The sequence below is a fragment of the Sphingopyxis sp. A083 genome, from assembly GCF_001468495.1.
GTDB classification, from domain to species: Bacteria; Pseudomonadota; Alphaproteobacteria; order Sphingomonadales; family Sphingomonadaceae; genus Sphingopyxis; species Sphingopyxis terrae.
The window spans coordinates 1-17,783 of sequence record NZ_LNSK01000015.1; the positions used below are offsets into that span (position 1 = coordinate 1).

A 17,783-nucleotide genomic window follows, 5' to 3' on the forward strand; every position below is an offset into this window, starting at 1 on the left:
GCTGACGCCGCATCGCGTCGACATGCTGTTGTCGGCGCTCGATCATCGTGACCGGGTCTACATCATCGAGACGTTTCACCGGCTCGGCCTGCCTGACGACGTGATCGAGCGGCTGCTGTCGCTCGCCCGCCGCATCAACCGCCAGCCGCTCGCAGTGGCAGCGGGGTTGCTGGTGACCGCGCTTGAAACCGTCGAGGCGCAAGGCTGATGGTCAAGGCGCGTTCCACCGACCAGCTTGCGTTCGCGTTCGAGGCGCCGCGTCCCGCGACGCACGCTGCGGCGCTCGCGGGCATGGACGCGCGGATCGCGCGCACGGTCGGCGAAGCGCTGAACAGCGACGCGCGGCCGCGCGAAGTCATCGCCGCCGAAATGAGCGTCCTTCTGGAGGACAGCGTCACCAAGGCGATGCTCGACGCCTATTCGGCGCCGGGCAAGGGCGATCATAATATCAGCTTTGCGCGCATGCTCGCGCTGATCGCGGTCACCAACCGCTTTGACCTCCTCGACCGCGAACTGCGCGAAATCGGCGCGGCGGTGCTGGTCGGTGAGGAAATCCACACAGCCCGACTTGGGCATCTGAAGTCGAAGATCGCGGAACTGAGCGCCGAGCTGCGGGCCGTCGAACGAATGGCCGCGCCGATCGACCGCGCGATTGACAATGGGGGACGCAGCGCATGCTGATGCAGCACAAGGTATGGTTCACGGCCGAGGAATTGGCCGAGCTGCAACTTGCGGGCCTCCCGAAATCCAAGCGCGCGGTGACCGGGCCGGTCGCTGCTTTCCCACATCGCCCGCGACGGGTCGATCGTCGGCATTCAGCAGGCGGCAGTGATGGCCGACGCCGAGCATCCGAACGGCACCCTCAGCTTTGCACCCAATTTCGAAGAGGACTGACACATGCACATGAAGAGCTTGTCCATCACCGACATGGACGAACGCGGCAAGGGTTTGGCGTTGATCGCTCGCTTGGCCGAGGTCGATAGCGATGGCGATACTTACGAGCGTGGCGCCTTCAGCTGGAAGGAAGGCGGCGATCAGTGGGCGATGATGGTGCCTGCGCACAATCGCCGCGCAACCCCGTTCGGGAAGGCCCGCATCTATGAGGAGAACGACATCGCCTATGCCGAGATGTTCCTCAACCTCAATACGACGACAGGGAAAGACTGGCACCAAGCGCTCCTGTTCGACATGGCGACGGGCAAACCGGTGCAAGAGTGGTCGTTCGGCTATGAAGCCGAATACACCTATCGCGTCACGGCAGGCAGTCGGGTCAGGGTGCTGAGCAAGGTCGACGTGGATGAACTCTCCCCCGTCCTGCGCGGGGCGGGCAACCGGACCGGCACGATCTCGATCAAGGGTGCGAAGCTTCGGCCCGAACATCTGGCTGGTCTGATCACCAATCTCGGCGAGTTGGCTTCGGCCATCGACATGGATCCTGCGGCCGTGTCGGCCGCAGGGCGTAAGCAGCTGCGCGAAATCAACGAGGCGATCGAGCGGGTTCTGGCGAGCGACGGCGCCGCCGTCGATCCTTGCAAGGCAGCGGAATCGGTGGCGACCGACACGGCGCTGGCGCATCATCTTCAATATCAGGACACCTTGCGCCGCTTCGGTATCTGATCGGCGCACAGGGCCTTCAGGGCAGGCCGAGGGGGCCACCTGTCCGCCGCCAGACCCTCTCATTGCCCTATGGGCCTTCTTAGCGCTTCTTAGGGCCTATTGGACCGGCCCGTCTCCCCCTCCGTTGCGAGGTGGCGGCGGGCCGGTTGTCATCTGGGGTCACCTTCGTCTAGACAGGTGCCGATCACCGCATCGCTGTCACTCGCTGCGCCGGACACGTGTCCGGGGCGCATGCCCCTTTACGCTGCTGCCACATGGGCCGGACGCCTCGCCTTCGCGGGGACAGGCATTCCGACCCATAGGGAGCAGCAAAATGACGGTGAAGAGTTTGACCCTGACGCAGGCCCGCGAGAAGATGGCTACGCGGCAGGATGAGCTGAACAAGGTGTTCGAGCAGGCCAAGACGGCCGACGGCTATGACTTCAACAAGGTCACGTCGCTGGGTGAGGTCAAGGGTTCGATCGCCGTTGCCCAGCATGTGAAGGCCGCAAACGCCGAGCTGAATGAACTCGGCGAGCATATCGGTACGCTGGAAGCGGCCGAGCAGGCGGCGAAGGATCAGGCCAACCGCGAAAAGAGCCGCCGCAACTGGGCGCTCCCCGGTGGCGGTTCGGCCGACGGCAACAAAGGCGATCAGCGCCAGCGCCGGATCAAGTCGCTCGGCGAACTGGTCGCCGAGGCGAAGTCCTACCAGGAGTTCGCAAGCGGCGGCGCGGGCGGCGGCATCACGCTCAACTTCGACGACGTCTATCTGTCCGACCTGCTCGCCTCGTCGGGCGCATATGAAACGGTGGGCGCCAAAACCCTCATGACGACGGCGGCGGGCTTCGCGCCGGAGTCGATGCGCCTTCCGGGCTTCGTCGAAGCCGTCACCCGTCCGATCCAGCTGCTCGACATCATTCCGATGGCGCGCTGCGGGGCCGACAGCGTCACCTATATGGAAGAAACGACGCGCACGCATGCGGCGGCCGAGAAGGCCGAAGGCGCCGCCTTTGCAGAATCGACCTTCGCCTTCACCGAGAAGTCGTCGCCCGTTCGCAAGATCACCGACAGCCTGCCCGTCACCGACGAGCAGCTCGAAGATGTGCCGATGATGCAGAGCTACATCAACGGCCGCCTTAGCTTTGGCGTGCGCCAGCGGCTCGACGGCCAGTGCCTGATCGGCGACGGCACCGCGCCGAACCTTCGCGGCCTGAAGAACACCGTTGGCATCCAGACGCAGGCGAAGGGCGCCGATCCGGTTCCCGACGCCTTCTTCAAGGCGATGACGAAAATCCGCACGACCGGCCGCGCGATCCCGACGCACCACGTAATGCACCCAACCGACTGGCAGGGCATCCGCCTGCTGCGCACGGTCGATGGCGTCTACATCTGGGGCAGCCCGAGCGAAGCCGGCCCGGAACGCCTTTGGGGCCTCCCGGTCGTCCAGTCGGACGCCGACGCGGCGGGCACCGGCTACACCGGCTCGTTCCAGCCGGCATGGGTCAGCCTATTCGAGCGCCGCGGTGTGGACGTCCAGATCGGCTTCGTCGGGACGCAGTTCACGGAAGGCAAGCGCACCGTGCGGGCCGATACGCGAGCCGCGCTCGTCTTCTTCCGCCCTGCCGCCTTCGCCTCGGTGACCGGCCTCTAATCGCCAAGGGGGTTTGGCGAGCTGGCCGGGCGCGAACCTCTCTCCCCGCGCCCGGCCAGCATTGTGCGGAGATAGATCATGACCACGATCACCGGATTCTCTCGCCGCGTCGGCACGGCCCTCATTCCGGGCAATGTCGTCGGCGAGCATAAAGTCCCCGGCAATCTGAAGCCGACGGACACCCTACTTTCGGTCCTCCATGTTTCGGAGGGCACACCCCCGACCGGCGTCAGTCGGACGGCCGAATTTTCCATCCATGCCACGAAGGGTGGCGTGATCCAGAACACGACCACCAACACCACGGGCGGTTGGCTGCTCGTCGCCTGGGCCAGCACGGAGTAACTGCAATGACCAATATGATTGCCAAAGAGCGGCTGTATCTGACGACCGACAAGGAACGCCTGGTTCGCGAAGGCGATGAGGCAGGCGCCATTCTCTATTGCGCGGCCGGTGACGAAATTCCGCAATCGGCGGTTGATCGTTTCAAATTGGTGGATGGCACGATCGCTGGCAAGGGCGGAAAGCCCGACGGTAGCGGCGGCAAAAGCGCTGGCGGCGGCTCGACCAAGGAAAAGCAGCCCGGCCAGGACAAGGAAAAGCAGCCGGGCGGTGACAAGGGCGCTGGCGGCGGTTCGGCCGGCGCGGCTGCGACCGGCGATGACCTGACCCGCATCAAGTATGTCGGGACGAAGGTCGCAAAGGGCTTTGCGGCTGCGGGGCTGACGACGTTCGCCCAGATCGCGGCGATCGACCCCGCAGCGCCGCCTGCCGTCGAAGGGACGAACGCCACCACCAAGTGGGGCGATATCGTCGAGTCGGCGAAGGCGCTTGTTGCCGAAAAGGCTGGTCCCGCTGCTGATCAGGAAGACGCTGGCGCTCAGGACGGCGGAGCCGAATCCGGCGCCGCGGATCAGGGCGCAAGCTGATCCATGGCGCTGCTCGACCGGGTCAGGTTGCGCTCGGGCACTGATCTGCCCGATAGCGAGTTGGAGGATATGATCATTGCGATCACGTCCGACCTCGACGCGCGCCTTGGCCCGGTCGGGCCGGTCACGAAGGAGCTGGGCGATCCCGGCGATCCGCATAGCCGGTTCAATCATTCGCTGCGCATCACCCCGCCGATCGACATGTCGGCGGGAGGAGCAGACGTGACGATCGTCGAGCTTGATCCCGGCAATAGCGGTGACCCCACCGCCGAGACCATTTTGCTTCCCGGCGACTATCGCATCCTGCACGATGGCCGCACCATCCAGCGCCTGACCGGCGGCCCGAACGGCCGCACCTATTGGGCGCCGATGGTTCGCATCACCTATACGCCGGCTGGCGCCACCCAACCCGCGCGCGACGAGGCGCTGATCAAGATCGCGATGATCGACCTGTCGTATCGCGGCGCGATGAAGAGCGAGCGCGCTGGCGACTATTCGATCACGCTGAGCGGCGATCCCATTGCCGATCGCGAGGCCGTAATCGCCGGGCTGATCCCGGCCAGTGGGTTCCTGCTGGCATGAGCATCCTGGGCGACGATCCTTTCGATGCATTTGTCGAGTGCGCCTATTGCGGCGGCGATTTCCTGCCTGACGACATGGAGGGCGAGCATTGCCGCGAGTGCGCGGAAGAACTGTTCGGAGACGTCAATGATTGACCGCAAGATCATCGACAAGATCAGGAAGCTGCTAGCCCTTGGCAGGGGGTCGTCGGAGCATGAAGCCGCGGCGGCTCTCGCCAAGGCGCGTGTGCTGATGGCTGAGCATGGCATAACCGATGCGCAACTTGCCATGGCCGAGATCGAGGAGGCGACGGCGCGCGGCTCGCGCGCGGCCCGCCCACCCAAATGGGAAACGATCCTGGCTAAGTGCGTCGAGCGGGCGCTAGACGTCTGCAGCTTCATCGACGGTACCGGGACGCGGACCTTCATCGGTCGCGGACCGTCTGCCGAAATTGCCAGCTATGCCTTTACGGTCCTTTTTCGCACCCTGAAGGCCCAGCGGCAGGCTTATATTGCCGGCCCCCTGAAGCGGGTAAAGCTTGCCCGGAAGAGACTGCGCGCCGATGTGTTCTGCGAGGGCTGGGCCTTCGCCGTTCGCCGCAAGATCGAGGCCCTGGTGCCGGAACGGCCCGCCGATCCGCTGCGGGACCAATATCTGGCCGAGCATTATCCGGAGCGTGGACCGCTCAATCCGCGCGCCGCAAAGCTATCCGCGATCAAGGTGGCCGGCGACTATTGGGCCGGACTTGCAGCGGGTCGCGACGTTAATCTCCATTCCGGTGTGAGCGCCGGATTGGCTCCTTTGGCGTTGCCGGCATGACCTGCCTCGGCTCCGTGTTTGTCAACCTGGGCGCGGTGTTGCTGGGCGGGGTATTGCTGTGGGCCGCGGCCTTTGCCTTCCAGTTGGTCCGTGGGTTCTTTCGGCGATGATCGGACAGCGCCTTACCATGGTCGCGCATGTCGAGCGGAACCAGGCGACCGGCAAGGATGCCTGGAACATGCCCGCGATCGACTTCGCGCCGCACGCGCAGGTTCCCTGTTTTGCCTATTCGAAGTCGTCGGCCGACGTGGTCGATGGCAAGAAGAGCGTGACGGCCCAGAATTTGCGCATGATGTTCGCGCTTGGAATCGACGTGCGTGAGGGCGATCAGGTGGCGAAGATCACGGATCGATCTGGCTCGACCATTTTGATCCCCGGACCGCTGCGGATCGAAGGCGCCGTCGAATATAAGCATAATCACCAGGAGGCCGCACTCGTGCGGGTCGCCTGATGGCTGAAAAGAGCCTGACCTGGAACGGCCCCGCGGTCACCGCAAAGCTGAAGGCGGCGCAGATCGCCGGGGTGAACCGCACGATGGGCGCCTGCGTCAACCAGGCGAAGCGCAGCCATGCGTGGCAGAACCGCACCGGCGTGCTGGAAGGCGGCATCGCGATCGTCACCTTCGCCGAAGCCGAGGGCGAAGGGGTGCGCGGCGTGTGGGGCGTCCAGGACGTCCGCTACGCGCTGATCCACGAGCTGGGCGGCGTGATCAGGCCAGTGAAGGCACAGGCGCTGGCAATCCCGCAGCCCGACGGCAGCGTCCGCTTCGCCAAGTCCGTGACGATCCCGAAGCGCCCCTATCTGCGGCCCGCCGCCGATCAATATTACCCCATGCTGTCGGACAATATCCGGCGAGCCTATGAGCGCGGAGAAGCCGATGGCGGAGCCTGATGTCATCGCTGCGCTGGTCGCGGCGCTTGCCGGCGATGCTGCGACGACCGCGCTGGTCGGGGACGCGATCTACGGCGGCGAACTGCCCGAAGGGATCGCGGCCGAGATGCCCAAGCGCGCGATCGTCGTTGCCGCATCGGGCGGTCCCGAATTCACCGGGCGCGGCAGTGCCGAGGTCGATGCGCAACGGATCGACCTGTTCGGCTATGGCGCCACGCCAGAGGAGGCGAACCGGGTTCGATCGACAGCGGCGCGCCGGCTGTGGTCGATCGAGCGCGAAACGCACGCCGGCACGCTGGTCCACTGGGTCAATCGCGCAGGCGGATTTTCCCAGGCGCGCGACCGCGACGGCCAGTGGCCGCAGTCCTTCCAATCATTCCAGGTCTTTTATTCATTGCAGGAGGTCCAATAATGCCCGCACCCTATGAAATTCTCGCCGGCCCGCTCGATCTGTGGTTCGCCCCGGTCGACACTGCCTTTCCCCTGATCGACGCAGTGCCGGGCGCGGGCTGGTCCAAGCTCGGCACCAATGGCAAGCGCAACTATTCCGACGACGGTCTTGCCGTGCAGCACACCCAGAAGATCGACACGGCAACCCCGGCGGGCGCGATCGCGCCGGTGAAGGCGTGGCGTACCGAAGAAGGGCTGATCATTTCGGTCACGATGTGGGACATGACGCTCGAACAATATACGGTTGCCCTGGGCGGCGCCGAGCCGACGACGGTCGCAGCCGGAGCCGGGACCGCGGGCTACAAGAAGATCGGCCTGTCGCGTGGTCCCGATGTCGTGACCTATGCGATGCTCGCGCGCGGCCAGTCGGCCTATGGCGACAATTTCAAGGCGCAATATGAAGTGCCCGTCTGCTTCCAGAATGCCAACCCGAAACCGGCATTCGCCAAGGGCAAGCCGTCGGGCCTTGAAATGGAGTTCATGGCGCTCGAACATTCGGCCGCCGCGACCGAGCTTGAACGCTTCGGCCGGCTGATCATGCAGCACCAGGCCGCGCTGCCCTGATGCGCCGGGGCGCCGATCTTCTCGATCGCGCGCGCCAATTGACCGACGAGCTGCGCAGCCACAAGCGCGCAGCTCGTCAAGCACGCGAGGGCGCGCAGGCAGCAGCCGCCGAACTGGCGCTGATCAAGGCCGAGTGCGAGCGGCTCGGCATAGCCTTCACCCTCCTGCCGGACAGGCGTCCGGGGCGCGACGTCGGGACAGGCCGGGCATAGCCCGGCCACCAACCCGGCGAAGGAGCGCTCCATGGCCACTACACCTATTCTGAACCTGTCGACGCTCGTCGAGCGTCCCGTCATCGAGATCGATGGCAAGAAATATCAAATGCTGTCGCCCGAGGAGCTTTCGGTCGTCGACACGCACCGCTTCGCCCTCTGGGGGCAGCACATCCAAGAGTTCACCGCCGACGAGGCGAAAGGCCCCGAGCTGCAAACGCTGATCGACGAGCTGGCCGCGAAGGTGCTGGTCGGCGTCCCCGCCGATGTCTTTGCCAAGCTGTCGGGCGTCCAGCGCTTCTCGGCCGTCGAGGTTTTTACCATGCTCCTGCTGGCGCGGAAGGCCGAGCTGGTGGGAGCGATCGGCAAGACGCTGGCGAACCAGACGATTGGGGGAGCATCATCCCCCGCATCCAGCGCTTCTTCGGCGGCGACCCCCGCTGGTGGTTCTACGAAGCGCCGATAGCGATCGTCCGGGCTTTCGCGGTGATGCTGCCCCGTCTCGATGCCGAGGAGCGGTTGTCGAACATCGACACCAACGCCGTCTCTTTCGGCGCGCTTCAGCCGGATGACGCCGAGCGCGTCATCGCCCGGCTCGAATGCACGCGCGATGGCGTCGCCATGGAGCTGCCAAAGCCAGTCGTCGCATCGCCGGATCAGCTTGGCGGCATCGGCATCGGCGTGACGATCGTCGGCGCCGGCGGGATGCCGGTCGATGGCTGAGGTACTTGGCGAAGCCCTCCTGGTCCTGCGGACCGACGACCAGGGCTATGAGCGAAGCATCGACAATGCCGAGGCAAAGGCGCGCGGCCTCGGCGCGCAGCTCGATCGCACGGCCGACAGCGCAATCGATACGGGCCGCGCCCTCGGGTCGGCGGGCACAGCAGCCGACGGCGCCGCGGCGGCGATGGGCCGCGAGGCGCAGGCAGCGCAGGCGACGGTTCCGGCGCTGCGCAACCATACGACGGCGGTCACCGCCTCGACCGACGCCGCGCGCAAGGCGGCGTTCCAGCAAAAGCTGCTGATGTTCCAGCTCAACGACATCGGCGTCTCGCTTGCATCGGGGATGAACCCCCTGATGGTCATGGTGCAGCAGGGGAGCCAGATACAGCAAATCTATGCCGGCGAGGGCGGCGTCACGCGCGCGCTGAAGGAAACCGGCAATATGGTCGGCGGGCTTATCGCGCGCTTCCCGCTGCTGTCGGCCGCGATCGCGCTCGGCGGCGCGGCCGTCGCCGGCATGACCTATGAGATCAACCAGGCGTCGAAGGAGTCGGTGAACTTCGGCGATGTCGCGCTCGCGACATGGCAGGTGATCGCCGACGGGCTTTCGTCGGTGCTGAAGCCGGTCGTCGATGCGGTCGCGCCTTGGTTCCAGGCGGCATGGGACATGGTGGTCGCCGGGGTCAAATGGACCGGCAATCTGATCATCAACAGCTTTCGCGCGGCGTTCGAGGATGTGAAGTTCGTCTGGGCGAACTTCCCCGACATCATGGCCGCTGCGGTGACGGGCGCCGTCAATCTGGTGATCGACGGCATCAACATGATGGTGAAAGCCGGGGTCAATGGCGTGAACGCGCTGATCCGCGGGGTCAATTCGGCGGTCGCGGCAGTCGGCGGCGAAAAGGCGCTGGAGCTGTTCGGCTTCAGCGGCGCGATTCCGGAACTCAGCGCGCCGCAGATCGGCCGCTTCGCCAATCCCGCCGCTGGCCGGCTCGGCAATGCCGTCCAGGGCCGCAATGCCCGCGTCGCCGAGATCATGTCCAGCGACCCTCTCGGCGAGTTCTTCGACGCGGTGGGCGAGCAGGCCCGCAAAAATGCCCGCGAGCGCAAGAAGAAGGACGAGAAGGACAAGAAGGGCGGCGCGGACACGGCGAAGCCCGACAAGACCGAAGAGCGCTATCAGCAGGATTTGAACGCGATCCTGCTCCAGACGATCGCGGCGCGCCGCAACCTCGCGACGTCGATCGCGGAGCGCTATCGTCTCGAACGGCAGGCGCTCGACATTACCTCCGCCCAGGCGCGGCAGGCTGTCCAGGACAATGACAAGTTCAGCGCGGCGCAGAAGGCGAAGCTGCTCTCGCAGCTCGCGATAAAAGAGAGCCTTGAGAAGGAACTGCTCGCCCGGAAAGAGGCCGAGGAACTCGCCCGTGAAGCCCTCCAGATAGCGCAAGCGTCGATCCAGAATGAGCGTGATCTTGGCGACCGGGCACTGCGTTTGGCGCGTACTCGGGCCGAGCGGCGAGATATCGAGCTTCGCCTGCTCGACCTCGCCTATCAGCAGGAACGATCGGAGCTTGAGGCGGTCATCGCCAGCCAGACCGCGACAGACGCCCAGAAGAAAATCGCCCTTGAGCGGCTGCGCATTCTCGACCAGCTGCAGGCCGGTGACCAGCAGGGGATAAAGCAGCAATATGAAAGCCCGTTGGAGCGCTACCGCCGTGATGTTGGCGATGTCGGAAAGAACATCAATGACGAGCTGGAAAAGGTGCAGGTCAGCGGTCTGCAATCGCTGAACCAGGGACTTGTCGACGTGATCACCGGGGCGAAGTCGCTCGGGTCGGTTTTCAAGGATGTCGCCAACCAGATCATCGCCGACCTGCTGCGCATCGCGGTGCAGCAGATGGTCATCATGCCGCTCCTCAACGCGCTCGGGGGCGGCGGCGGGCTCGCTGGGGCATCGGGGTCCGGACTTTCCGGCGCTGGATCGGCGCTCGGTTCGATCTTCAGTTCGTTTGCGGGTGGATTCGCGACTGGCGGCCTCATCCCGAGCGGGCAGTTCGGTATTGTCGGTGAGCGCGGTCCCGAGCCGATCATCTCGACGCCGCGGGGTGCGCTGGTCCGACCGAACAGCACCCTCTCCAGTTCGCAGTTCCGACCCGCGGGCACGTCGATCAGCATGCCGATCTCAATTGATGCCACCGGCGCCGATCCCGCCGCGATCGGGCGCGTCCAGTCGCAGCTCGACCGGCTCGAACAATCGCTTCCCGGCAGGATCGTCAGCACCGTGCAGGATGCGGGTGAACGCCGGATGATCTCGACGCGAGGCTGGCGATGATGCAACCCCTTCCGATGCCCGAACTGCCCGCGGGCGTTGCCCGCGTCGAGTTCGAACCCGAGCGCGTCGATTATGCGGCGCCCGAATCGAGCGGCCGCCAAGGCGGCGTCCAGGCGGGCTGGCCGCTGTGGCTCGCGACGTTCGAACTCGACAAGGTCGATCGCGACAGCGCCGACCTTTGGCGCGCATTCATCGCGCGGCTGCGCGGCCGGCAGCGCCTGTTCCTGGCGAGCGACCCCACGCGCCTTTATCCCCGATCGACGCCGCGCGGCTTTGCCGGAATGACGCGGGCCGGAGGCGGCGCCTTCACCGGCTCGGCGACTAGCTGGGCGCAGAATGTCGACGCCGACGGCAATGCGGCGATCGGGCTGACGGGCCTCCCCGCCAATCTGGCGCTGGCGACCGGCGATTATATCGGCTGGAAATGGGATGCGGCCGGATCGGCGGCGGGCAGCTATGATCGGCGCACCATGGCGCGCGTCGTCGTTCCAGCTGTCGCGTCGGCCGGAGGCGGCATCACGGTGACGGTCGAACCGCCGCTTGATCCGTTGGTCGTCCCGGTGGGCGCCATCGCGCATCTGGACAAGCCCGCCTGTCTGATGCGCCAGATCCCCGATCGCAGCCGCATCGGCTCGACCGGCGCCGGGGGAGCGCTTTCGGGGGCCACGCTGGTCGCCGGTCAGGATTTGCGGCCATGAAAGCGATATCAGCCGCCGCGCTTCAGGCGCTCGCCGACGGGACCGCAATCGTCGTCGGCGCAGTCAAGATCGACGCCGATCCGCCGATCCGCGTCTGGGGCGGGCACGGCCCTATCGAACTTGGCGGTGAACCCTTCGATCCGATCGGCGACCGCAGCCTCGTCCAGGTCGCGGGCGGCGCCCTCGGCGCGTCCGAGCAGAGCATCACCCTCTCGCTGTCGGGCATTGAGGAGCATGTCCTGGAGCTGCTCGACGCGGAGGAGGTCGAGCAGGCCCCGGCCACGCTCTGGCGGATGATCTTCAAGGGCGACGGCGTGACGCTGCTCGATGCCCATATCTGGAAACGCGGGCGGCTCGACGAGCTGCTCCGCGAAGACGAGATCGGCGGCACATCGACCCTGACCGCCAACCTTGAAACCGCTGCGCGCGGCCTCGGTCGCAGCGGCGGCCGGATGCGCAGCGATGCGGACCAACGCCTGATCAAGGCGAACGACGGCTTCTTCCGCAATATCGCCTTCGCAGGCGAAAAGACGCTCTACTGGGGCGGGCGGAAGCCCGCGACGGCCGGCTCTGCGGTCGGCGGCAGCTACGGCGGTGGCGGCCGCAACTTCTACAATCGGCAGAACGTCCGTGCCAACTGACCGAGTCCGCGGAATCGAGGCGCTGATCGCCTTGCTCGACATGCGCGTCGATAGAGCTTTTTCGTGGCGCGGGCGGCGCGATTGCGCTCACTTCGCTGATGCAGCGATTGTCGCGCAAACGGGCGTCAGCATCATAGGCGATCTGCGGTGGAGCAGCCGACGAGCCGCGCGCGCAATCATTGAGGCTGAAGGCGGATTCGAAGCCGCGATGGACCGGCGCCTGCGACGCATCCCACCTGCATTAGCGCAGCGCGGCGATATTGCCGGCGTTCCCGATCCGCTGTTCGGCGTACGGTTGATGGTCGTCGAGGGCGTGACGCTCGTGGGACCAGGCGCGCACGGGCTGGAGCGCCAACCGCGCAGCGCGATGACGATCGCGTGGGACACGATGTCGGCAGGCGCGCTCGATGAGTAAGGTCGTCAAGATCATTGCCGGCGTCGCGCTGGCGGTCGTCGGCGCGGTCACGGGCAACTGGCAGCTCATCATTGCCGGCGTCTCGATGATCGGCGGCGCCCTGTTGCAGCCGAAGCTCGGCAACAAACGCCGCGCCGCCGCCTCGGCGCAGGTGCAGCTCGGCGAAGTGCCGCGCGAGGCGATCGTCGGCACGGCTTCGACGGCGGGAAGTCTGGTCGACGCGTTCAACTACGGCGGCAAATATGGCACCGATTGGGAGGTGCTGGTGCTTGCGCTCGCCGATCATCGCTGCGCCGGATTGCAGGGCTTCTACGTCAATGACGCCTATGTCGCCTATGCGGCCGATGGCTATGTCGCCGGCTATAACAACCAGCTTCAGGTTTTCTGGCGGTCGGGAACCGAGACGCAGGCCGTTCCCGCGATCCTGACCGCAAACGGTCCGGGGTGGACGGCCAACGACAACGGCGCGGGCGTCGCCTATGTCGTCGTCGCCTACAAGGCCGACGATCCCGAGGCGAGCAGCCCGGTGTGGCCGGGCGGTCGCCCGCGCTTCCAGTGGATCGTTCGCGGCGCGCTTTGCTATGACGCGCGCAAGGATAGCAGCGTCGGCGGCGCCGGGGCGCACCGCATCGACAATCCGGCGACGTGGGAATATTCCGACAACCCGATCGTCACGCGGTACAAATGGGTGCGCGGCTTCTACGCCTGCGACCGAGTCGGTGATCCGGCCCAGCTGCTGATCGGTCGCGGGCTGAGTGCGACCGAAGCGCCACCCGCCAATGTCTTTGCGCGCGCCAACCTTTGCGACGAGCTGGTCGGCGGCGAGAAGCGCTATCGCGTCGGCGGCGCGATCGGCGCGGCCGAACCCTATATCGAGATCGAGGAAGACTTCGCCTCGGCCTGCGCGGGGACGATCGTCCAACCGGAAGGCTGCGTCGAGATCGACCCCGGCGAAGCGCGCGCGATTGTCGCGACCTTTACCGACCGTGATCTGGTCGTCGGTTCGCGCGTGCGCTGGAACAACGGCCTGCTCTCCACCGGCAGCGACGAATGGATCAACACCGTCGTCGTCACCTATATCGACCCGGCGCAGAAGTGGGCGGAGCATGCGGCGCCGGTGCTTCGCGATCCTGCCGACATCGTCACCGACAAGCGTCCGCGCGAGCGCCGCGTGCTTTTGGGCTTCGTCCAATGGGTCAAGCAGGCGCAGCGCGTCGGCGAGATACAGCGTCGCTTTGGCCGGCTGAAGGGCCGCGCCGAAGTCACGCTGCCGCCGCGCTTCGCCAATATCGAAGAAGGCGACTGGGTGCAGTGGCAGTCCGATCGCCGGTTCAAGGGCGCGACGCTGACCTTCCGAGTCGAGGCGTGGGGATCGGACGAGAAATGGCATCACACGCTGACGCTGCGCCAGATATCGGCATCGGTCTATTCCGACACGGCGCCGCTCGACGACGGGTCGATCGCGGCGCAGCAGCCCGCGCCGCCCGCGATCGGCGCGCCCGCGGTCGGCGCCTGGACGCTTGCGGCAGGGCATCAGGAGGCGGGCGGCCTCGCCACCCCGATCCTGATCGTTGCGGGCGCCACCGATGACAGCCAGGCACGCTTCGTTCGGATCGAGTATGTGCAGAGCGCGACGGCTCCCGACGGCGCCACCCAGTGGAACGATACCGGCGTCACCGGCCCCGACGTGACCCGCAAGGAAATTCCCGCGGCGCCGGGCGGAACCTATTATGCCGCGGTTTCCTATGTCGTCGACAGTGTGAGGGGCACGCGGCGCATCCTCGGGCCGGTAACGGTCGGGGCTATCACCTTGCCCGACGGGACGCCGATCGAAGACCGCGAGCCGACCGACCGCTCTCCTGCGCCGCCGCTGGAGCTGCCGCGGGGAACGATCTGGTTCGCACCTGACGGTCATCCCTACCGCTTTACGACCCGCCCGTGGATCGGGGCGGATGGGCAGGCATGGGTCGGTGCCGATGGAACGTCATGGCTCGGCGCAGGCTATGAAGACGTCCAGGATCAGGTCGCGGTGGATGCGCTCGATCTCGCGACGACCGCGAGCGTGGCAGCGGATGCCGCGAAGGCGGATGCGATCAGCGCGCAGAGCAAGATCGCGGCGATCGTCGCCGACAACACGCTCGATAAGTCGGAGAAGCCCGACCTTGCCCTGCGCTATGCCGCGATCCTGTCGGAGCAGCCGGGCATCCAGAACAACGCGGTCTATTATGCGATCGTGGCCGAGAAGGCTGTCTATGATGCCGCCGTCGCGGCGCTGACCGCATATCTCGCCGCCCTCGTCCCCGCCTATAATGATTACAGCGCCGACACGGCCATCGACCGCGTCGCGTTCAACAACGCCTTCAATGCCTTCTACGATGCGCGCCAGGCGCTGCTCGACAAGATCGCGGTCGAGGCGGGGCGATCGACCGCGACGATGACGCTGGCGCCGACGCAGACGATCCTGTGCGACTATCTGGGCGTGCCGAAGACCGGCCAGCTCGTCGATCGCGTGCTGCTGAACAGCCGCAAGCGCGGCAATGCCGTGGTCGACGCGGCGACGACCTGGACAGCCACCTTTCCGGGTTCGGTTACCGGGACGATCGACACGACATCGGCGACCACCGATCGCGGCGATATCACGATCACGGGCTTCAACGGCGCCGCAGGCGCTGCGGAAATTTCGATCGCATCAACCTATGACGGCATCACGCTGACGGGAAAGATCGCGATTGTTCCCGCTCTCGATGCGCCGCCTCCTCCGCCGCCCGCAAGCGGCACGGCGCAGACATCGGCGCAGTCGAGCGAGTCGCAGTCGAACAGCACCAGTGCCTATCTTTCGAGCGGGGTCATCATCGGACCGGTGCGTGCGGGGGCTTCGGGGCAGATCAAGCTGGAAGCGGTGATATCGTTCAATCGCAGCGCAAATGGCGAAAACGACGCCTATGCGAAGTGGGGCTATTCGACGTCCGCGACCGGGCCGTTCACCGACGTGCCCGCAGGCGAGGTGCATTCGACGATCAACGCGTTTCGCCTTCGGACATATGATCCCGATGATGTCACCTTCGAAACGGGCGCGATTTCCATCAACCAGACGCTGAGCGGGCTGACATCGGGCACCGACTATTATTTCGAGTTCCGCCCGAGGAAAGGCTCCTACTCGGCTGGCGTGCCGACCGCGAACAACGTCTTCAGCGGGCTGAAGAAGGCGACACAGCTATGATGTCGATCTTCAACCAGCGCTCGGGGAAGCTGCTGCGCAACGTGGCCTCGCTCGATGGCGAGAATATGCGCGGGCGCGGATCGGCACCTTGCCCGCCCGGCTGGGAGCGGATGCGCTGGGATGCCACCGCGCGCGGCTGGGTCGACGATGCCGGCATCGCGGCCGAGGTCGATGCCCGACGCGTCGACGACGCTTACCGCGCCGAGTTCGGCGACGGCGCCAAGCGCGAGGCGCACATGCGCAAGGCGATGGAGGCGCGCCTCATTCTCCACCTCGGCGCCGCCGAGCTGGCGCCGATGCTCGCGCACGAAGCGCGGGCGACCGGCGTCGCGCTCGGCGACCTCGCCGCGGCCGTCATCGCCAAGGACAATGAATGGATCGAGCGCGAAGTCGCGCGCCGGTCCGCCAAGCTGAAAGGAAAATCCGATGCCTGACGTGGCAACCGCCCCGACCGCAAGCGTGGTGCAGACACGCGCCGCCGGATCGCGAATTCTGGGCTATTATCTCGGGGTCGGCGGGGTAAAGGTTGACTGCCTGTTCGATACGGCTTTCTTCCTGACGAAGGACGGCGACGGCTATTACTGGGCCGATGGCAAGATGCGCATCGGCGGGCCTGCCGGGGTCGGGTTCATCAACTTCAGTTCAACCGCGGTGAACGATATCGGCGCGGTGGGCTGCGCGGTGACGACCGGCTATGGCGACAGCGTCGGCATCGCGGTGCAAAATGCGACCGGCGTGCTGACCCTAGCGACGAACTCAACAGAACGGTTGCGGATCGGCGCCAGCGGCAATGTCGGGATCGGGACGACTGCGCCGATCGGGCATGTCGATGTCGAGCATAGCGGTGGCGGCACATCAAGCCTCATTCTGTCGAACACATCATGGGACCGGTCGCTGCAATTCCTCGCGATATCGGCCGGCTATCGAATAAATGCCCAAGGTTGGACTGACGCCTCGTCCCGCGAACTTCGCCTTGCGACTGGCGGCGTCGACAGGGTTACGATCGACGTTTCGGGGAATGTAACCCCCGGCGCGGATAATGCTCAAGCGTTTGGATGGTCGTCCGCCCGCTGGACGGTCATCTATGCCGCGACCGGAACGATCAACACTTCGGACGAGCGCTACAAGGTTTGGATCGGCCGCGCTACCGAGGACCGCGCCGCCCAGGATCGTCGCATCGCGCGAGCGATCCTCGACGAGCTGGGCTGGTATCAGTTCACCGACGCCGTGACCGAAAAGGGCCCGGACGGCGCGCGCTGGCACTTCGGCGCGCGGGCGCAGCGGATCTGGCAGATCGTCGCCGACGAGGGCCTCGCGCCGCCGCTGGTCGACATCGAGGGCATTCTGTTGCCCGATATCACGTGGACCGGACCGGTGGCGCCGGCATGGCTCTGCTTCGACGGCTGGAATGACCAGTTCGAAGATGTCTATCAGGACGTCGTCTATGTTGACGAGGTGCAGGTCGGCGAAGAGGGAACGGGCGAGTTCGGACCCGACGGCGCCGAGATCATGCGCCCGGTCACCGAAGAGGTCGAGCGTATCGAGCGCGAGCCAACGGGCGAGCGCCAGCTTGTCCGCGCCGCGGGCCATCTATTCGGGTTCCGCGTCGATGAAATGAACCTGCTTCTGTCCTGGGCGCTCCACGATCGCTTGTCGGCGTTGGAGGCCGCGGCATGAAGCGGCTCGCCTTCATCTTCCTGCTGACCGCTGGATGCGATCAGGGCGGCGCGGCCGACGGCTATCGCTTCGGTCAAAAGGAGTTCGACCGGACGCAGCCCGCGATCACGATCATCACGCATCCGACGATCGCCGACCTTCGCGCCAAGGCGCCGAAGGCCGCGCAGCAGCCCGAGGGGCGCGACCTTATGGCGTGGTCGATCATCCGTCCCGACGGGTGCGAGGTTCATGTCGTGGACCCCGCCCGCTCGTATCAGCCGCAATGGATCGGCCATGAGGTCGCGCATTGCGTCTGGGGGCGGTGGCATCCGTAATTCGCAGTCCCCGCAAGGGGGAGGCAACGGGCGTTGCAGCGCCCGTCACCGCAGGGAGTTGGACCCCGCACCTTGCGATGCCGCGGC

24 protein-coding genes are annotated in these 17,783 nt (G+C 66.0%); all 24 read left to right on the forward strand.

Annotated features, from left to right (window positions below):
- Window positions 1-208 (forward strand): hypothetical protein (locus tag ATE59_RS18085; RefSeq protein ID WP_197409194.1); only part of this gene is annotated, 208 nt, incomplete at its 5' end.
- Window positions 208-681, forward strand: coding sequence for a hypothetical protein (locus ATE59_RS16370; protein WP_058813344.1), 474 nt, complete (start codon window positions 208-210; stop codon window positions 679-681). The genes ATE59_RS18085 and ATE59_RS16370, both read left to right, overlap by 1 nt.
- 222 nt (window positions 682-903) lie before the next feature.
- Complete coding sequence (locus ATE59_RS16375; RefSeq protein WP_058813345.1) at window positions 904-1,617, forward strand: hypothetical protein; 714 nt, start codon at window positions 904-906, stop codon at window positions 1,615-1,617.
- Between the two features lie 313 nt (window positions 1,618-1,930).
- The gene (locus ATE59_RS16380; protein WP_058813346.1) at window positions 1,931-3,250 is read left to right on the forward strand and encodes a phage major capsid protein; all 1,320 of its coding nucleotides are present in this window, start codon (window positions 1,931-1,933) and stop codon (window positions 3,248-3,250) included.
- Window positions 3,251-3,328: 78 nt separating this feature from the next.
- Window positions 3,329-3,592, forward strand: coding sequence for a hypothetical protein (locus ATE59_RS16385; protein WP_058813347.1), 264 nt, complete (start codon window positions 3,329-3,331; stop codon window positions 3,590-3,592).
- Between the two features lie 5 nt (window positions 3,593-3,597).
- Window positions 3,598-4,176 carry a hypothetical protein gene (locus ATE59_RS16390; RefSeq protein ID WP_058813348.1) on the forward strand — a complete coding sequence of 193 codons (579 nt, stop codon included), beginning with the start codon at window positions 3,598-3,600 and terminating at the stop codon, window positions 4,174-4,176.
- Window positions 4,177-4,179: 3 nt separating this feature from the next.
- On the forward strand, window positions 4,180-4,758 hold the full coding sequence (locus ATE59_RS16395) for a hypothetical protein (RefSeq protein WP_058813349.1): 579 nt from the start codon (window positions 4,180-4,182) through the stop codon (window positions 4,756-4,758).
- Window positions 4,755-4,892: a hypothetical protein gene (locus tag ATE59_RS18090; RefSeq protein WP_197409195.1), complete on the forward strand. Its 138-nt coding sequence runs from the start codon at window positions 4,755-4,757 to the stop codon at window positions 4,890-4,892. The genes ATE59_RS16395 and ATE59_RS18090 overlap by 4 nt, the downstream gene beginning before the upstream one ends.
- The gene (locus ATE59_RS16400; RefSeq protein WP_058813350.1) at window positions 4,885-5,556 is read left to right on the forward strand and encodes a DUF2786 domain-containing protein; all 672 of its coding nucleotides are present in this window, start codon (window positions 4,885-4,887) and stop codon (window positions 5,554-5,556) included. Before ATE59_RS18090 ends, ATE59_RS16400 begins: the two co-directional genes overlap by 8 nt.
- 106 nt (window positions 5,557-5,662) lie before the next feature.
- A complete protein-coding gene (locus ATE59_RS16405) occupies window positions 5,663-6,007 on the forward strand; it encodes a hypothetical protein (protein WP_058813351.1) in 345 nt (114 codons plus the stop codon).
- Complete coding sequence (locus tag ATE59_RS16410) at window positions 6,007-6,447, forward strand: hypothetical protein (protein ID WP_058813352.1); 441 nt, start codon at window positions 6,007-6,009, stop codon at window positions 6,445-6,447. Before ATE59_RS16405 ends, ATE59_RS16410 begins: the two co-directional genes overlap by 1 nt.
- Window positions 6,434-6,859, forward strand: a complete 426-nt coding sequence (locus ATE59_RS16415; RefSeq protein WP_058813353.1) for a DUF3168 domain-containing protein — start codon at window positions 6,434-6,436, stop codon at window positions 6,857-6,859. Before ATE59_RS16410 ends, ATE59_RS16415 begins: the two co-directional genes overlap by 14 nt.
- Window positions 6,859-7,461: a hypothetical protein gene (locus ATE59_RS16420; protein WP_058813354.1), complete on the forward strand. Its 603-nt coding sequence runs from the start codon at window positions 6,859-6,861 to the stop codon at window positions 7,459-7,461. The genes ATE59_RS16415 and ATE59_RS16420 overlap by 1 nt, the downstream gene beginning before the upstream one ends.
- Window positions 7,461-7,673, forward strand: a complete 213-nt coding sequence (locus ATE59_RS16425) for a hypothetical protein (protein ID WP_058813355.1) — start codon at window positions 7,461-7,463, stop codon at window positions 7,671-7,673. Before ATE59_RS16420 ends, ATE59_RS16425 begins: the two co-directional genes overlap by 1 nt.
- A 31-nt stretch (window positions 7,674-7,704) precedes the next feature.
- On the forward strand, window positions 7,705-8,139 hold the full coding sequence (locus ATE59_RS16430) for a hypothetical protein (RefSeq protein WP_058813356.1): 435 nt from the start codon (window positions 7,705-7,707) through the stop codon (window positions 8,137-8,139).
- 53 nt (window positions 8,140-8,192) lie between these two features.
- Window positions 8,193-8,396: a hypothetical protein gene (locus ATE59_RS16435; RefSeq protein ID WP_197409196.1), complete on the forward strand. Its 204-nt coding sequence runs from the start codon at window positions 8,193-8,195 to the stop codon at window positions 8,394-8,396.
- A complete protein-coding gene (locus tag ATE59_RS16440) occupies window positions 8,389-10,731 on the forward strand; it encodes a phage tail length tape measure family protein (protein WP_058813358.1) in 2,343 nt (780 codons plus the stop codon). The genes ATE59_RS16435 and ATE59_RS16440 overlap by 8 nt, the downstream gene beginning before the upstream one ends.
- Window positions 10,728-11,429 (forward strand): hypothetical protein, encoded by a 702-nt coding sequence (locus tag ATE59_RS16445; protein WP_058813359.1) that lies wholly within the window; start codon window positions 10,728-10,730, stop codon window positions 11,427-11,429. Before ATE59_RS16440 ends, ATE59_RS16445 begins: the two co-directional genes overlap by 4 nt.
- On the forward strand, window positions 11,426-12,070 hold the full coding sequence (locus tag ATE59_RS16450) for a hypothetical protein (protein ID WP_058813360.1): 645 nt from the start codon (window positions 11,426-11,428) through the stop codon (window positions 12,068-12,070). Before ATE59_RS16445 ends, ATE59_RS16450 begins: the two co-directional genes overlap by 4 nt.
- The gene (locus ATE59_RS16455; RefSeq protein WP_443029284.1) at window positions 12,060-12,485 is read left to right on the forward strand and encodes a DUF6950 family protein; all 426 of its coding nucleotides are present in this window, start codon (window positions 12,060-12,062) and stop codon (window positions 12,483-12,485) included. The genes ATE59_RS16450 and ATE59_RS16455 overlap by 11 nt, the downstream gene beginning before the upstream one ends.
- Window positions 12,478-15,705, forward strand: coding sequence for a phage tail protein (locus ATE59_RS16460; protein WP_058813362.1), 3,228 nt, complete (start codon window positions 12,478-12,480; stop codon window positions 15,703-15,705). The genes ATE59_RS16455 and ATE59_RS16460 overlap by 8 nt, the downstream gene beginning before the upstream one ends.
- The gene (locus tag ATE59_RS16465) at window positions 15,702-16,139 is read left to right on the forward strand and encodes a hypothetical protein (RefSeq protein WP_058813363.1); all 438 of its coding nucleotides are present in this window, start codon (window positions 15,702-15,704) and stop codon (window positions 16,137-16,139) included. Before ATE59_RS16460 ends, ATE59_RS16465 begins: the two co-directional genes overlap by 4 nt.
- Entirely contained in the window at window positions 16,132-17,382 is a 1,251-nt protein-coding gene (locus tag ATE59_RS16470; protein WP_058813364.1) for a tail fiber domain-containing protein, read from the forward strand. Before ATE59_RS16465 ends, ATE59_RS16470 begins: the two co-directional genes overlap by 8 nt.
- The gene (locus ATE59_RS16475; protein WP_058813365.1) at window positions 17,379-17,696 is read left to right on the forward strand and encodes a hypothetical protein; all 318 of its coding nucleotides are present in this window, start codon (window positions 17,379-17,381) and stop codon (window positions 17,694-17,696) included. The genes ATE59_RS16470 and ATE59_RS16475 overlap by 4 nt, the downstream gene beginning before the upstream one ends.
- Window positions 17,697-17,783: the final 87 nt, after the last annotated feature.